The 15,134-nt window shown below is 44.2% G+C and carries 15 protein-coding genes; 3 read left to right on the top strand and 12 right to left on the bottom strand.

The genetic code is table 11. The annotated features are described in order from the left end of the window. Positions 1-135: 135 nt before the first annotated feature. A complete protein-coding gene (locus tag PUW25_RS05780; RefSeq protein ID WP_152557744.1) occupies positions 136-2,148 on the top strand; it encodes an RICIN domain-containing protein in 2,013 nt (670 codons plus the stop codon). Between the two features lie 102 nt (positions 2,149-2,250). Here PUW25_RS05780 and PUW25_RS05775 read toward each other — a convergent pair whose 3' ends face one another. Continuing rightward, a complete protein-coding gene (locus PUW25_RS05775; protein WP_047912163.1) occupies positions 2,251-3,615 on the bottom strand; it encodes a TrkH family potassium uptake protein in 1,365 nt (454 codons plus the stop codon). Between the two features lie 237 nt (positions 3,616-3,852). Between PUW25_RS05775 and PUW25_RS05770 the strand changes: the two genes are divergently transcribed. Further along, positions 3,853-4,131, top strand: a complete 279-nt coding sequence (locus PUW25_RS05770) for a toxin-antitoxin system YwqK family antitoxin (protein WP_047912164.1) — start codon at positions 3,853-3,855, stop codon at positions 4,129-4,131. A 330-nt stretch (positions 4,132-4,461) separates the two neighbouring features. Here the strand turns inward: PUW25_RS05770 and groL are convergent, their stop codons facing one another. From groL to PUW25_RS05735, 7 genes are all read right to left on the bottom strand, one after another. After that, complete coding sequence (groL, locus tag PUW25_RS05765; protein WP_047912165.1) at positions 4,462-6,096, bottom strand: chaperonin GroEL; 1,635 nt, start codon at positions 6,094-6,096, stop codon at positions 4,462-4,464. A gap of 137 nt (positions 6,097-6,233) precedes the next feature. Further along, a complete protein-coding gene (gene groES / locus PUW25_RS05760; protein WP_047912166.1) occupies positions 6,234-6,515 on the bottom strand; it encodes a co-chaperone GroES in 282 nt (93 codons plus the stop codon). Positions 6,516-6,731: 216 nt separating this feature from the next. Beyond that, positions 6,732-7,517 carry a twin-arginine translocase subunit TatC gene (tatC, locus tag PUW25_RS05755; protein WP_047912167.1) on the bottom strand — a complete coding sequence of 262 codons (786 nt, stop codon included), beginning with the start codon at positions 7,515-7,517 and terminating at the stop codon, positions 6,732-6,734. A 107-nt stretch (positions 7,518-7,624) separates the two neighbouring features. Then, positions 7,625-7,867, bottom strand: a complete 243-nt coding sequence (locus PUW25_RS05750) for a twin-arginine translocase TatA/TatE family subunit (protein WP_047912168.1) — start codon at positions 7,865-7,867, stop codon at positions 7,625-7,627. 148 nt (positions 7,868-8,015) lie between these two features. Next, entirely contained in the window at positions 8,016-8,510 is a 495-nt protein-coding gene (locus tag PUW25_RS05745; protein WP_047912169.1) for a MogA/MoaB family molybdenum cofactor biosynthesis protein, read from the bottom strand. Between the two features lie 16 nt (positions 8,511-8,526). After that, positions 8,527-9,033 carry a cyclic pyranopterin monophosphate synthase MoaC gene (gene moaC / locus PUW25_RS05740; RefSeq protein ID WP_076312007.1) on the bottom strand — a complete coding sequence of 169 codons (507 nt, stop codon included), beginning with the start codon at positions 9,031-9,033 and terminating at the stop codon, positions 8,527-8,529. Between the two features lie 20 nt (positions 9,034-9,053). Next, positions 9,054-9,737 carry a 5-formyltetrahydrofolate cyclo-ligase gene (locus PUW25_RS05735; RefSeq protein WP_274336797.1) on the bottom strand — a complete coding sequence of 228 codons (684 nt, stop codon included), beginning with the start codon at positions 9,735-9,737 and terminating at the stop codon, positions 9,054-9,056. 412 nt (positions 9,738-10,149) lie between these two features. On the opposite strand from PUW25_RS05735, the gene PUW25_RS05730 reads away from it, so the two are divergent. Continuing rightward, positions 10,150-12,096, top strand: coding sequence for an ABC-F family ATP-binding cassette domain-containing protein (locus PUW25_RS05730; protein WP_274336796.1), 1,947 nt, complete (start codon positions 10,150-10,152; stop codon positions 12,094-12,096). Between the two features lie 327 nt (positions 12,097-12,423). Here the strand turns inward: PUW25_RS05730 and PUW25_RS27480 are convergent, their stop codons facing one another. The 4 genes from PUW25_RS27480 to rimI all read right to left on the bottom strand — a co-directional run bounded on the left by PUW25_RS27480 (position 12,424) and on the right by rimI (position 15,132). Continuing rightward, on the bottom strand, positions 12,424-12,786 hold the full coding sequence (locus PUW25_RS27480) for an Imm26 family immunity protein (protein WP_052511994.1): 363 nt from the start codon (positions 12,784-12,786) through the stop codon (positions 12,424-12,426). 127 nt (positions 12,787-12,913) lie between these two features. After that, positions 12,914-13,405 carry a hypothetical protein gene (locus PUW25_RS05725; RefSeq protein ID WP_047912172.1) on the bottom strand — a complete coding sequence of 164 codons (492 nt, stop codon included), beginning with the start codon at positions 13,403-13,405 and terminating at the stop codon, positions 12,914-12,916. A gap of 162 nt (positions 13,406-13,567) precedes the next feature. After that, entirely contained in the window at positions 13,568-14,614 is a 1,047-nt protein-coding gene (gene tsaD, locus PUW25_RS05720) for a tRNA (adenosine(37)-N6)-threonylcarbamoyltransferase complex transferase subunit TsaD (protein WP_047912173.1), read from the bottom strand. Further along, positions 14,611-15,132, bottom strand: a complete 522-nt coding sequence (gene rimI, locus PUW25_RS05715) for a ribosomal protein S18-alanine N-acetyltransferase (RefSeq protein ID WP_047912174.1) — start codon at positions 15,130-15,132, stop codon at positions 14,611-14,613. The genes tsaD and rimI overlap by 4 nt, the downstream gene beginning before the upstream one ends. Positions 15,133-15,134: the final 2 nt, after the last annotated feature.

The following is a 15,134-nucleotide window of genomic DNA, read 5'->3' as shown; positions in this document are numbered from 1 at the left end:
GACCGTTTTCAAGAAAAATATTTATCTCAAACTTTTTATTTAATGCTTTAGTTAATCTATTGATATTTACATAAAATAGAAATAGAATGTAGAATATCAAATCCATATTTGAAATGAATTGGAAGGGGAACGTTTATGAAAAATGGGAAAACATTTATGAAATGGTTATTGGTAATGGTAATGGTATTACAAACATTGGGGATGTTTCAAGCACCGACGGCTGATGCTGCTGCTCTAAGTACAACGAGAGCTTCCGTCCATGACCCATCTATTGTGAAAGGAAATGGGAAATATTATATTTTTGGTACCCATATGGTTAACGCAGAATCTTCTAACCTGGCATCATGGAGTAATATGACCACTAATGTCAACAACAATTATGCAAGCGTTTTCTCAGTAGGTGCAGCTTGGGCTGCACAAGGCAGCAGTAATTATAATCTGGCTGGTAACTTGTGGGCCCCGACTGTTTTCTATAACAAAGACATGAAAAAATGGTGTATGTATATGAGTGTGAATGGTGAGAACTGGTATTCCTCCATTGCACTCGCAACAGCAGATAATATCGCAGGGCCCTATACGTATCAAGGAACCGTTGTTTACAGCGGGTTCGTGAATTCCACCCAAGCAGCGAAGACAGATTATAGCAAAGTGACAGGAACGAACACCGTAGCATCCAGATATTTAACATCTGGGAAATGGAATCCATCTTATGCGCCAAATGCGATAGACCCTAGTGTGCTTTATGATGCAAACGGAGATTTATGGATGTCCTATGGTTCCTGGTTTGGCGGGCTCTTTATGATGAAATTGGATAAGAATACGGGATTGAGAGATTATTCCTACACCTATTCAACCACCACAAACTCTTCCGATCAATACTTTGGTAAGAAAATATCAGGTGGATATGGCGGTACCGGTGAAGGGTCTTACGTTGTATATGATAAGAATGCAGGTTATTACTATCTGTATGTATCTTACAATGGTCTCAATGCAACAGATAATTTTGCAGGGTATCATATGCGTCTATTCCGATCCACAAATATAACAGGACCTTACACCGATGCCATGGGCAATTCGGCCATCGTGACGAGTGCAGGACAAGATCAATCGAACAAAGGTGTCAAGTTAATGGGTAATTACCACTTATCCTCCTTAACCGGCAACGGGGAATTAAGTAGTAATGGTTATATGTCTCCAGGACATAATTCTGCTTTTATTGATGATGACGGCCAGAGATACGTCGTTTATCACACAAGATTTAACACAGGAACTGAAGCCCATCAGGTTAGAGTCCATCAGCAATTCCTGAATCAGGACAAATGGCCTGTCACAGCCGTATACGAACATCTGGGAAGCAAAATTTCATCAACAGGGTATTCAAATAGTGAGATCGTTGGAACCTACGATTTTGTGAATCATGGCAATAGTGCTGAAACTACATTTACACCGATGTTACCGACGAGCACAGTCGTATTACAAGCTAATGGAACGATTACAGGTGGAGTAACAGGTACATGGAGTGCGGTGTCTGGAACCCATTATGTGAATATGGTGATCGACGGCGTAACGTATAAAGGTGTCTTCTTTAAACAATACGATGAATCGGCCGCTCACAAGGAAGTTATGACATTTTCCTTAATCGGTAACAATAATCAAGCGATATTTGGCTCGAAGACGTCATCTAGTACAGGAGGAGGTTCCGTATCTGGATTAGATGGGACCTATTTTATCAAAAACAAGAATAGCAATAAATACTTAGATGTTCTAAACGGCTTAGCGGCCGATGGAACAAACATTCAGCAGTGGTCAGGCAATGGATTTGACGCCCAAAAATTCAGATTGGTGTCGGATGGCAATGGATACTATCATATTCTAACCGGTGCATCCGGCTATACCAGCAGTGTAGATGTGGAGAATGGTGCGAATACAGATGGAGCAAATATTCTTCAATGGACTCACTGGGGCGGTGATATGCAAAAATTCGAAATTGTAAATGTAAACGGTGCCTATGCAATAAAGACCAAAGCCAGTGGTGGTACAAAAGCTTTAGATGTATATAACATAAGCTCCGCTGATGGTGCAAATGTCGTTCAATGGACTTACTGGGGCGGCGACGGACAGTTATGGTATTTGGAGCCTGCTAATTAGAAGGTAATATCAAAGAGGCCTAACTTCTCTACAATTTATAGAGGAATGGGCCTTCTTTTCATTGCTAAGGTATAGTGGGAACATAATGCTAGTCAATTGATACTAACCTATAATCAGTTTCTCTTTCGGATAGCGATATTTTTCTTGCTTATTGTTTCTTCCCCTGATGAACAGAAAGATCGAAGGAAAACCAATTCTTCCAATAAACATTAGAAACATAAGAATGGTCTTGGCAAAATGACTGAGTTCTGGCGTAATCCCCAAAGAAAAGCCTACTGTACCTAAGGCAGAGCAAACTTCGAAACAAATAGCCGTAAGCTGCTGCTGCGGATCGGAAATAATCATCATAATAATCGAGGCTACACATATGAAAACTGCTAATAGCGTAATGGCTAGTGATTTTATAATATCTTCCTGATATATTTCCCGATTAAAGATTTTAACATAACGCCTTCCTTTCATAAAAGTATAAATAAATAACAAATTTAAAGCTAATGTCGTCGTCCTAATCCCACCCCCCATTGAATTGGGAGATCCCCCTATAAACATCAAGATACCTATAACTATAAGGGTAGGTACTGAAAATTGTGTAATATCCATTGTAGAGAATCCAGTGCTTCTTGTTGATACCGTCTGAAATAAAGCATAAAAAAAAGATTTATGCCATGACATATCCTTAAAATAATGCTGAAATTCCAGTAGTAAGATAAGGCCTGCCCCAATAACTATAAGAATTCCGTATGTAAGCGTCGTTAACTTTGTGAATAATGAAAACCGGAAAGAATACTCATATTTCAACTTTTTCCTCGATAAATAATCCTTCACCTCAATTAATACAGGGAATCCAATGGATCCAATAATAATTTGTATAATGGTCAGAAGTTGTACAAAATAATCATTTGCGAAGGGAATATAAGATTCACCGGTTATATCTATTCCGGCGTTTGTCGTCGCAGTAACGGATGCAAATAAGCCTTGGAGAAATGCTTCCCCCCATGTAGGGAAATAATTGATAAAATAAACTCCATAGATGAGTGCCCCGAGGAGTTCAATAAATAGGATCAACTTCAAGATTTCTTTAACTAATCGAACGAGTCCCGAATGTGCGAATTGATTATTATCTACCATAATAAGCTGTCGTTGCCGAAATCCAATTTTCTGTCCCAAAAATAACCAAAGAGCTGTGTTCATCACCATAATGCCAAGGCCTGAGAAATGCAATACGATCATCATAATGAAATACCCGAATACACTATAAGTCTCCGATATATTAAACAGAGTCATACCTGTGTCTGTTGCTACACTGACAGCCATGAATACTGTATCAAAAAAAGACACTTCTACCCCGGGTCGATAGGCTGCAGGCAGGCTAAACAATAGACAAGATATAAGGATGGCTAACAAATAATACCCTACAATAATTTGGGCAGGCGAAAGTTTATCCAGCCCTAATCGCACTTTGATCATACTGCACCCCTTCGCTTTCGAACCCTTTTACGACTTATATTGATGTTAATAAGCAGCTAGCAATTCAGCTTTGTTTATTATGTAAAAAGTTTTGTAATTTATTCATTTACGAAAATGGAGAGGTACAAGTCCACACCTGATTTTAATGCGAATACAACGGCTTCTTCCCGAGATCACGAAATTTTGTGGTAATATAGAAGGTATTATAACGCAGGATAACCACAAGGGGGAAAGAGCATGGAGAATGATAAATGCAATCCAATACACCCGACTGGTGTTAAGGGAAAAAAACAGGAAGAAATCGATGGATATACAATCAAGTATCATGCCAATGGAAAAACAATGTGGTCAAAAGGGCAGATCGTAGAGAACAAGCCGGAGGGGTACTGGGAGTGGTATCGTATCGATGGCACAATCAAGCGCTCTGGCTATTTCGACAAGGGTGAGCCTGTTGGAGAATGGATCACTTATGACAGCCAAGGCATGAAATATAAGGCAACTAATCGTGATAAATAAAAATAAAGGGCCGTTCGTAATCCATGCGAACGGCCTTTGTTTTGCATTCATGCGATTTATAAATTATTCTATCTTAAATTCATCGTCTGAAGCACCTTAAGGCTAGCCCCAGGATAGGTTCACCTGGAATATCATTCATATTTAATGCTTTATAAGCATTCACCATTTTACCACTAACCTTTAACAACAAAAAAACCACTCCTTAATAAGATTATTAAGAAGTGGTCATGGGATCATTTAATATTTGTAACAGTGACTGCTTCACAAGTTATCGATCAATTTGATCGAAAATTCGCTCTACTAAGCATATGATTTAAGGGCTCAAAAGCCTTACATCATGCCGCCCATTCCACCCATGCCGCCCATGTCTGGAGCTGCAGGTGCTGCTGGTTCTGGCTTGTCAGCGATAACCGCTTCAGTCGTCAAGAACATCGCTGCTACGGAAGCTGCGTTTTGAAGAGCGTAACGAGTTACTTTGGCAGGGTCAACGATACCCGCGTCGATCATGTTTACCCACTCGCCGTTAGCTGCGTTGTAGCCTACGCCAACTTCTTCGCGTTTCAGACGGTCCACGATTACGGAACCTTCTTCACCTGCGTTTGCAGCGATTGTACGGATTGGAGCTTCCAGCGCGCGAAGCACGATGTTCACACCTGTTTGCTCGTCACCTTGCAATTGATCAGCAACCGCGGACACAGCGCCGAATACGTTAACCAGGGCAGTACCACCACCAGATACGATACCTTCTTCAACTGCCGCGCGAGTTGCGTTCAGCGCATCTTCGATACGCAGTTTACGCTCTTTGAGCTCAGTTTCCGTTGCTGCACCGACTTTGATAACAGCTACGCCGCCAGCCAGTTTAGCCAGACGCTCTTGCAATTTCTCTTTATCGAATTCGGAAGTCGTTTCTTCCAATTGGGAACGAATTTGTTTAACACGTGCATCGATGTCTTCTTTGCTTCCTGCACCGTCAACGATGATTGTGTTTTCTTTAGTAACACGTACTTGACGAGCTGTACCCAGTTGATCGATAGAAGCTGTTTTCAGGTCAAGACCCAGTTCTTCTGTGATCACTTGGCCGCCAGTCAGAGCAGCGATATCTTGCAGCATGGCTTTACGACGGTCACCGAATCCAGGAGCTTTAACTGCTACTGCATTGAATGTACCGCGCAGTTTGTTCACGATCAGCATCGCTTGCGCTTCGCCTTCGATGTCTTCTGCGATCAAGAGAAGTGGTTTGGATTGTTGAACGATCTTCTCAAGTACAGGCAAGATTTCTTGCGTGTTTGTGATCTTCTTATCAGTGATCAAAATGTAAGGATTGTCGAGGACAGCTTCCATTTTGTCAGTGTCTGTAATCATGTACGGAGAAATGTATCCGCGGTCGAACTGCATACCTTCAACCACTTCAAGCTCCGTTTCGAATCCACGGGATTCTTCAACAGTGATAACACCGTCGTTACCCACTTTTTCCATAGCTTCAGCGATCAGTTCGCCTACTTCTTCGTCAGCTGCGGAGATTGCCGCAACTTGAGCGATGGATTGCTTGTTCTCAACAGGCTTGGAAATGCTGCGCAGTTCTTCTACTGCTGCACGAACGGCTTTGTCGATCCCTTTACGGATACCGATTGGGCTAGCGCCCGCAGTTACGTTCTTCAGACCTTCTGTGATCAGCGCTTGAGCAAGTACAGTTGCCGTCGTTGTACCATCACCAGCTACATCGTTGGTTTTGGTTGCAACTTCTTTAACCAGCTGAGCACCCATGTTCTCAAATGCATCTTCCAGCTCGATTTCTTTTGCAATCGTTACACCGTCATTTGTGATGAGCGGGCTGCCGAATTTTTTTTCAAGAACGACGTTACGTCCTTTTGGTCCGAGCGTTACTTTTACTGCATTAGCCAAAGCGTCCACACCACGAAGCATGGAACGGCGAGCGTCTTCACTGAATTTAATATCTTTTGCCATTGGTGAAAAACCTCCCTAATAATGTATATACCATATTCTAAGTACAGCCGCGTAAGAGCGGTCATATTAAGTGTAAGTTCAAATACCGAATACTACGAGTAAGCTGCTGAATTCAAACTTATTCACGATCCCAGGTATTAACCAAGAATGGCGTGAATGTCGCTTTCTTTCATAATCAAATATTCTTTACCTTCATATTTGATCTCTGTGCCAGCATATTTGGAGAAGATTACGCGGTCGCCTTCTTTTACTTCAAGAGGAACACGAACTCCATCTTTCAAGCTTCCAGCGCCAACAGCAATAATTTTGCCCTCTTGCGGTTTTTCCTTAGCAGAATCCGGAAGTACGATTCCTAGAGCTGTTGTTTGTTCTTGTTCGATCGGTTCTACCAATACGCGTTCACCTAAAGGTCTGATCATGAAAAATAGCCTCCTTAATTAATATTGTTACCTATGTTACGGTTGTTGCACTTCCTATTAGCACTCGACAGTCGTCAGTGCTAACAACCAATTTCATGATACTGAAATTAGAGAATGATTTCAAGTCCTTTTGAACAAATTCAGATGAAGTTTTGTCCATCCGCTGGCAAGCCCTCTACCATTCTATCCATCGCTGTCTAAAATATGCCCGGAGAATTAAGCTTTCTCACCCGAATCCAGCTTCACATATTTCGCATCATACTCTTCCTTCTCTTCGAGCTGCTTACGGTAGACGACTGCAGATAAGAACACACTGAATTCGTAAAGAAGAATCAGAGGAATAATTACAATGACATCCGAGATAAAATCAGGTGGAGTAACGAATACAGCGATGATGACCAGCACGAAGTAAGAAATTTTGCGCATTTTCTTGAGCCGAAGTGGATTAATAATTCTCAGCTTAGTCAGGAACATGACGATGACGGGCAGCTCGAACAGCAGCGAGATAGGAAGGATCAGATTGAACATAAATGTGAAAAATTGTGCCATACCATACGTTTCTACCAGGCCCAAGCTGACATTGATCTTATTGGTAAAGCCTACAGCCATGGGAAAGACAACGAAATAGGAGAACGCGATCCCCACAAGAAACAGTAAAAAGACATAAGGTATGTAGCGGAGCGTGGCTTTCTGTTCATGAGGCTTAAGACCAGGACTAACAAATTTCCACACCTGATAGGCTGTGAAGGGAAGTGTAACGATTAAAGAAAAGAGCAGCGCAATCTTCATATACATACTAAGTCCATCCCATAAGGTCAAAGCATGAAGCTCAATATCATAACTTGCGATCGGCCCCTCTTGTGTTAAATACGTGTAGATCGGATCACTGACAAAGAAACCACCCACCAGACCCAGGACAAAAACGGCCAGCACCGCAACAAGACGTCTTCTAAGCTCCCCCAGGTGATCTACCAGCGACATTCCCTCTTTGAGTTCCGACATCTTGAATACACTCCCTCTCTGCTCTCTCATGATAGAAAAAACAAAACCCTTCTAAAAGAGAAGGGGTGCTGCTTCATTCTGTGTACATAAAAAGTGTCATGGGCATGTTATTCCGGCAGACGCTTGTCCTCCGCCGTAGTCGCCTTCGTCTCCTCTATCTTCGATGCTGCCGTGCCAGATTCCTTCCTGGAAGAAGAACTGTCATCTGACATAATCTCCTGTGCGCCATTCTTGAATTCCCGGAAGGTTCTGCCCACTGCCCGTCCAAGCTCAGGCAGCTTATTAGGTCCAAACAGCAGCAAAGCAACAACGACGATGAGAATAAAGCCTGTAGGTCCGATATTCGGCATTCCTGCTCCTCCTTCTTGTGTATGGATATGTATCCAATAAAATCCAAGTCTATCTGATTTGAATCATATCATAATTGTAAACACATACATAGACCATATCTCAAGAATCTGGAAAAATGAGCTTATTCAGCCATACGTCCTATCTATACTATAAATCCGGTTGTCTGAATTGTCCTGTAACCATAAGCAGCGCTTCAGGAAGCTGATCCATAATCGCTGCAAGATTCTCATGAACCCCCTTCGGTGTACCCGGCAGATTCACAATCAGTGTTCTCCCGCGAATGCCGACGATCCCTCTGAACAGCATGGCTGCCCGATTCTTCTGGAGCACCGTACTTCGCATCGCTTCGGCCATTCCTGGAACTTCACGATCGATGATTCTGCGTGTCGCTTCTGGCGTTACATCCCTTATCGCAAGCTCAGTTCCACCTGTCGTAAGGACAAGATCCGCATGAAAATAATCCGTCATTTCAATAAGCGCCGCAATGATCTCATCCGGCTCATCAGGGACGATCCGATACTCGATAATTTCTCCGCCGAGCTCTTCCTCCACTAGTTCACGGATGACCTGTGCACTTGTATCTTCCCGTTCTCCTCGCGCTCCTTTGTCACTTGCCGTCAGGATCGCTGTCTTCCACAACATAAGATCACCCTTCCCCCTATTTGGAATAATAATCTCCGTTTTTACCGCCTGTTTTGGATACGAGCTGTGTAGGCCCGATCACCATATCTTTCTGTAATGCCTTACACATATCATATATGGTCAGTGCGGCAGCAGATGCTGCTGTTAAAGCTTCCATCTCCACACCGGTTTTTCCTTCTGTCTTCACCGTTACTTCAATATACAATTCATTCACACCATTATCGCTGAAGGAGATATTCACACCTGTGAGCGGAAGCGGATGACACATTGGAATCCAGTCCGAGGTTCTCTTCGCACCCTGAATCCCAGCCACCTGAGCTACGGCGAGCACATCGCCTTTACCGATTCGGCCTTCCTTGATCGCCTGCAGTGTAGTCTCTGCCATCGTGAGCCTGGATTCGGCAACGGCTGTCCTCGCGGTTACCGCCTTCCCGGATATATCCACCATACGTGCACGGCCCTGCTCATTAAAATGCGTAAATGAACCGTTCCCCGCCTGTCCTTCTCCTGAATTCATATTCATGACTCATCACTTTCCTTCGTTCATTGTATATGTAATACGCCGTGCTCCGTGAACAGCACGTTCAATCTGAAGTCCTGCGGCTCCATGGGGATCTCTCCTGCCGGAAGCAGCTGTCCAGGGAGTACAAGCCCTGCATATACGGGCTCTGTCACCTGATCTGTCATCTGCTCCGGCACCTGCTTACCGGACAACTTGGACGCAAGAACTCTAGCACGAACCTCTCCAGCGAACCGATCGTAATAGCCACCACCGTATCCGATCCGGCCGCCTTGAAGATCATAAGCAAGTCCCGGCACAATAACGAGGTCAATGTCTGTCCATCGCTCCCGTTCCCATACCTCCGTGTGGACAGCAGGTTCTAGAATTCCCCATCTGCCATGCTGAACATCCTGCATTCCCTGAATTCGCCGAAGCTCCATTAGAGAGGAATCCTTGTTTACTCTTGGTACGAGCACGATATCCTGCTGCTCAAAACCATGCTTAAGGATCAAGGCAGTATCGGCTTCACTGCGGTATGCAATATAAGAGAAGATGACCAGTCTGTCCTTATTCGAAAGTACTCTCAGCTGCTCTATCTCATGAATCGCATGTTGGCAGAGCTGCTCAGAGATTTGGAGTCGTGCTTCAATGGATAGGGCATCTCGAATCCGATGCATCTTGGAGCGAAGCTGCTTCTTGGGGCCGAGCTGTGGGTCCATCTCCATTAATTACGCACCTTCCAGTCTATTCTTCGTTAAGTTGAATGAAAGAGTTTAAATCCGTTTCATAATCCCTGAGCAGGTCTGATCAAATGGATATATAGATTCAATCATTACAGCTCGTCTATATATAGTTTCAAATTCATCATTTCCGTGAGATATACAACAGATTCGGCTGAAGTTCATTTCAAGCCATATGAAATGGATTACATGCTTTCTTTTCATTTTTTAGTTTATCATCTATTCGAAGAAAAGACTATAAGCCTCAAGGAGAGAATCGACAGAAGAAAACGTGGTGTTTAAATGTTTTAACCTGTTCTATGCGATGCAAAGCTTCCCTTTTTCATGTACACTAGAAATAGTATGTTTACAGCCCTATTCACTACAGAACGAAGATTACATTAACGGAGGAACCATCATGCTTTTTCAGGCTAGTGGAATTATTAAAAGATACGGCATTGACAGTATTCTAGAAGGTGTCAGCCTACAAATATTAGAGCGTGAACGCATCGGACTTGTCGGTGTCAACGGCGCAGGCAAATCTACGCTGCTAAAGATTCTCGCAGGAGAAATGTCCTACGACGGCGGGCAGATCTTCAAAGCGAAGGAAACTACGCTCGGATATCTCGCTCAGAACAGCGGTCTTGAATCAGACGGGACAATCTGGGAAGAGATGCGCAAGGTATTTGCAGATCTCATTGATGCAGAAGCCGAGCTTCGGCGCATGGAGCAGCAGATCTCAGATCCGAAATATATGGAAGACGAGAAGAAATACGCAGAATTACTGGAGCGATACGCCAGACGTTCCGATTGGTTCAAGGATCGGGGCGGTTACGAGATTGAGACGAAGATTCGCAGCGTGCTGCACGGGATGGGCTTCGGCGAATTTCCGGCGGACACGAAGATATCTACCCTTAGCGGCGGTCAGAAGACAAGACTGGCACTTGCCCGAATATTGCTGCTGGCTCCGGATCTGCTCATGCTGGATGAGCCGACGAACCATCTGGATATCGAAACACTGACCTGGCTCGAAGACTATCTTCGCAGTTACTCCGGCGCACTGCTTGTCGTATCCCATGACCGGTATTTTCTCGATCGGCTGGTGACGAGCATCGTCGAAATCGAGCGTCATCGCTCCAAGAAATATACAGGCAATTACAGCCGCTATATGGAGATCAAAGCCGCAGAGTACGAGTCTCAGCTGAGGCAATATGAGAAGCAGCAGGATGAAATCGCGAAGATGGAAGCTTTTGTACAGCGAAATATCGTCCGTGCATCCACGACCAAGAGAGCGCAGAGCCGGCGCAAGGCACTGGAGAAAATGGACCGTCTGGATCGTCCGCAGGGCGAGCTGAAGAAAGCCCACTTCTCATTTGATATCGCTTATATGTCCGGCAAAGAGGTACTGCAGGTTCGCGACCTCTCCGTAAGCTTCGAGGATCCGAGCAAGCCGCTGTTCGAGCATGCCGCATTTGATCTGCGCCGCGGCGAGACGGTCGCCCTCATCGGGCCGAACGGAATTGGCAAATCTACATTACTGAAATGTCTCACCGGACAGATGAATCCACGAACCGGGACCATTAACTGGGGTACCAAGATTAAGGTAGGCTATTATGATCAGGAGCAGACCGGACTCAATCCGCAAAATACCGTGCTTGAAGAGCTGTGGAGCGAGTATCCTCACATGGAGGAAGCCCGAATTCGGACCGTGCTTGGTAATTTCCTGTTCAGCGGAGATGATGTGACCAAGAAGATCAGTTCCTTGAGCGGCGGGGAAAAAGCACGTGTCTCGCTTGCCAAGCTGATGCTGCAAGAATCCAACGTCCTCATTCTGGACGAGCCGACGAACCATCTGGATCTGTTCAGCAAGGAAGTGCTCGAGTCTGCACTGATCGACTATGAAGGCACCCTGCTGTTCATCTCACATGACCGCTACTTCCTGAACAAGATGGCAGAGCAGATTATTGAATTGAATCCGGACGGCACACAACATTTCCTAGGAAATTATGATGACTATGTTCAGAAGAAACAGGATCTTGAGGAGATTGCCCAGGAACGTCTTGAACAGCAGGCGGCTGCCAATAAGACCGTTGTGGTAGAGACAACCCCGGAGAAATCCGGAGCTGCCACCTTCCAGGCGGAGAAGCAGGCGAAGCGTGAGGAAAGAAACCGGCAGCGGAAGCTGGACAGCCTGGAGGTACAGATTGCAACCCTTGAAGAGCAGATTGAAGTGCAGCAGGCAGAAATGGCCAAGCCTGAAGTGTATCAGGATTACATGAAGCTGCAGGAGATTCAGCAGCATATTGAGACATTAAAGTCGAATCTCAGCACTGCTTATGAAGAGTGGGAAGCTTTAGCCGAATAAAAAAAGGTTTCAAATTATGATCACAATTTGCAGCATTCCAATAATTAACAACATTATCCACAACAAAAGTGGATAATATATCCATTAAAACAGCCGATGAGGCTGTTTTTTTGGCGTTATGGTAGGTGTTTTATAGAAAAAACCAATATTATCCACTAAATTGTCCACATTATCCACAATTTTATGGTTGCTGGATGAGTTTATTTTCATTCATTTTCGAAAACACGTCCAAATTCGACTTTTGCTATTTATCCCCAAAATCTTCCGGATATGTGGATAATTTTGTGCACATATTGACATTTTACGACTTTTGAGTAATTGCTGTGTTTAATTTCGACATAAGAAAAAACCACATGGCGTGATTACACACGCAAGTGGCTTCGCTTTGTTTATAGGCGGTATTATATCCCAAAATCCATAATCAATTGATAAATCTGTATTAGTAACAGGTATGTTATCAACTGTTAAGAAGTATCCATCGATCCAACCTTTGTTATTTGTTACGATCGGCGGAATGATCAATGATTGATTAATTGAACCCCTCTCAGATGGATCAATACGTGTTTTCGTAGGATGATCGTATATGTGTATTAGATACCATCCCCGAAGAAATACGTTAGTACTCTCTAGTTCTACTTTAATTACTTTTCCATAATAGAACAGATTCTCTTCCAACTTTAAAGAAAACACATCTCCTGCCCGTGGTTTTTTTCTGCTTTCTGTTGCACTAATAGTTCAGTAAAATCCTCCATGCTACTCCCCGCCCTTCAACAACAAAAAAATCGTAGTCACATACATTGGTTGTATCACTCATCTTCTAGCGGCTATGAATCTCAAAACAAAAATAACCGAAACCAATATCCTCGTTATCAATTAATTTCAAAATCTTGTCGCTCATCATTTTGGGAATGACTTCAAATAAGAAATACAAATAGTTCTGTACCGCATTATGAAATGCATTTATGTCACTAGTATTACACAAAGGAAACAAGATGTGACCTAATCTCTGTTCATCTTCACTAAGTAATTCATAGTTTTTACCAACACATTCACCTATATGTTTTTCTAACTTATCATTATCAAAATATTCATTAAACTCAACATAAAACATAATATCCTCAAATTCTATCTGTCGGTCAATCTTTTGATTAATATAGAAAGGAGTAATTCTAAGATAATTAGGTGTATCACATACTTCCTTTATGTGATCAGTAAACAACCGAAGTTCTGATATCGACAAGTAATGATGATACTGTCCGTTGCCAATATAATATTCTATCATTGATTTAATATTTAATTTGCGCTCCATATAAATTCACGCCCTATTTTTAGTTAAATCCATTATATACAATCAGCCTTTCTTAAGGTGAAAATAGTTGTTAAGAAATATGATTTCCTCGACAAATACAAAGAAGCTCGTCCAAATTGATGGATGAGCTTCTATATATCTTCTATATAAACTTTACCACACTTAAGACTTAACGGACCACGCTTCGAGTGACAATCCAGGCTGAGCCTGCAGATCAAGACCGGCCAGCTCGCCTCGCTGCCATTTCAGATGTGCTGCCGCCCCAATCATGGCTGCATTATCTGTACAATATTCCATTGGTGGAATCAGCAGATGAATCCCTTCCTTGGCGCAGCGCTCTTCCAGCGCCTTACGAAGACCACGGTTTGCAGCGACACCTCCGCTTAACAGAAGCTGCTTCGAACTGTAGGCACGCACGGCTCGAATGGCTTTTTCGACCAGCACCTCAACAACGGATTCCTGGAACCCCCGGGCAACCGCCGCCGGGTCAAGTGTCTCCTTCTTCATGGAGGCCTGGTTCACCACATTAAGCACGGCGGATTTGAGTCCGCTGAAGCTAAAATCATAGGAATCAGCCTCGAGCCAGACTCTAGGCAGGGTCACAGCGTGATCTGCCTCATGCGCCATACGATCCACATGGGGACCTCCCGGATACGGGCACCCCAGTGCTCGCGCCACCTTATCATAGGCTTCGCCTACCGCATCGTCACGAGTCCGGCCAATCACTTCAAATTTCCCTTCGGCTTCCATATGAACCAGCTCCGTATGTCCTCCGGACACCACCAATGACATAGCTGGATACTGCAGCTCCTCTATCAAACGATTTGCATAGATATGCCCCGCAATATGATGGGTTGCAATGAGCGGCTTGCCGAGTGCCATCGCCAGTGTCTTCGCTGCAACAATACCAACGAGCAGTGCCCCGACAAGACCTGGTCCCTGGGTGACTGCAATGGCTGATAGATCCTGCGGCTTCACTCCCGAAGCGGCAATCGCCTCTTCGATCATTAGTGTGATGACCTCAACATGCTTGCGGGATGCCACCTCCGGAACGACACCGCCAAACGCCTTGTGCGTCTCCACCTGGCTGGAGATGAGATTTGCTAATACCTCGCGGCCGTCCTTGACGACAGATACCGAGGTCTCATCACAACTGGTTTCAACTGCAAGTATATAACTGGATTGTAATGTATCGGATGAATGTGTCATGAATCCTTTAAACTTCCTTCCTCTTTACCATCAGAACCATGATCGATGCTGGCAGGCAAGTCCGCCCACATGATCAGCGCATCTTCATTATTATCGGAATAATACCCCTTACGAAGTCCTGATGGCTTGAATCCTTTTTTCTTATATAGGTTCTGGGCTACGGTATTAGATATCCGAACTTCAAGTGTCATTCTCGTCATGCCGAGGTAAGCTGCCGTCTTCATCATCTCATGGAGCAGCTTCTCGCCCAGCCGGCGTCCACGATAGGCTTCTCTCACCGCAATATTCGTAATATGGGCCTCATCCACGATGGTCCACATTCCGCAATAGCCGATAGCCTGACCGTCCAGTTCCATGATCATATATTTTGCAAAGTGATTCTGTGTCAGCTCATTCACGAACGCCGTTTCCGTCCACGGCAGGGTAAAACACTCTTTCTCTATGACGAGTACATCTGGAATGTCCTCCAGCTTCATGAATCTAAATTCTAACCGCCCGGTCTGCTCCTTGCTCTCCATGC

Origin of the sequence: Paenibacillus urinalis, assembly GCF_028747985.1 — a bacterium.
Taxonomy (GTDB): Bacteria; Bacillota; Bacilli; order Paenibacillales; family Paenibacillaceae; genus Paenibacillus; species Paenibacillus urinalis.
The sequence above is the reverse complement of the archived record's forward strand: the minus strand, read 5'-3'. Positions and strand labels throughout refer to the sequence as shown.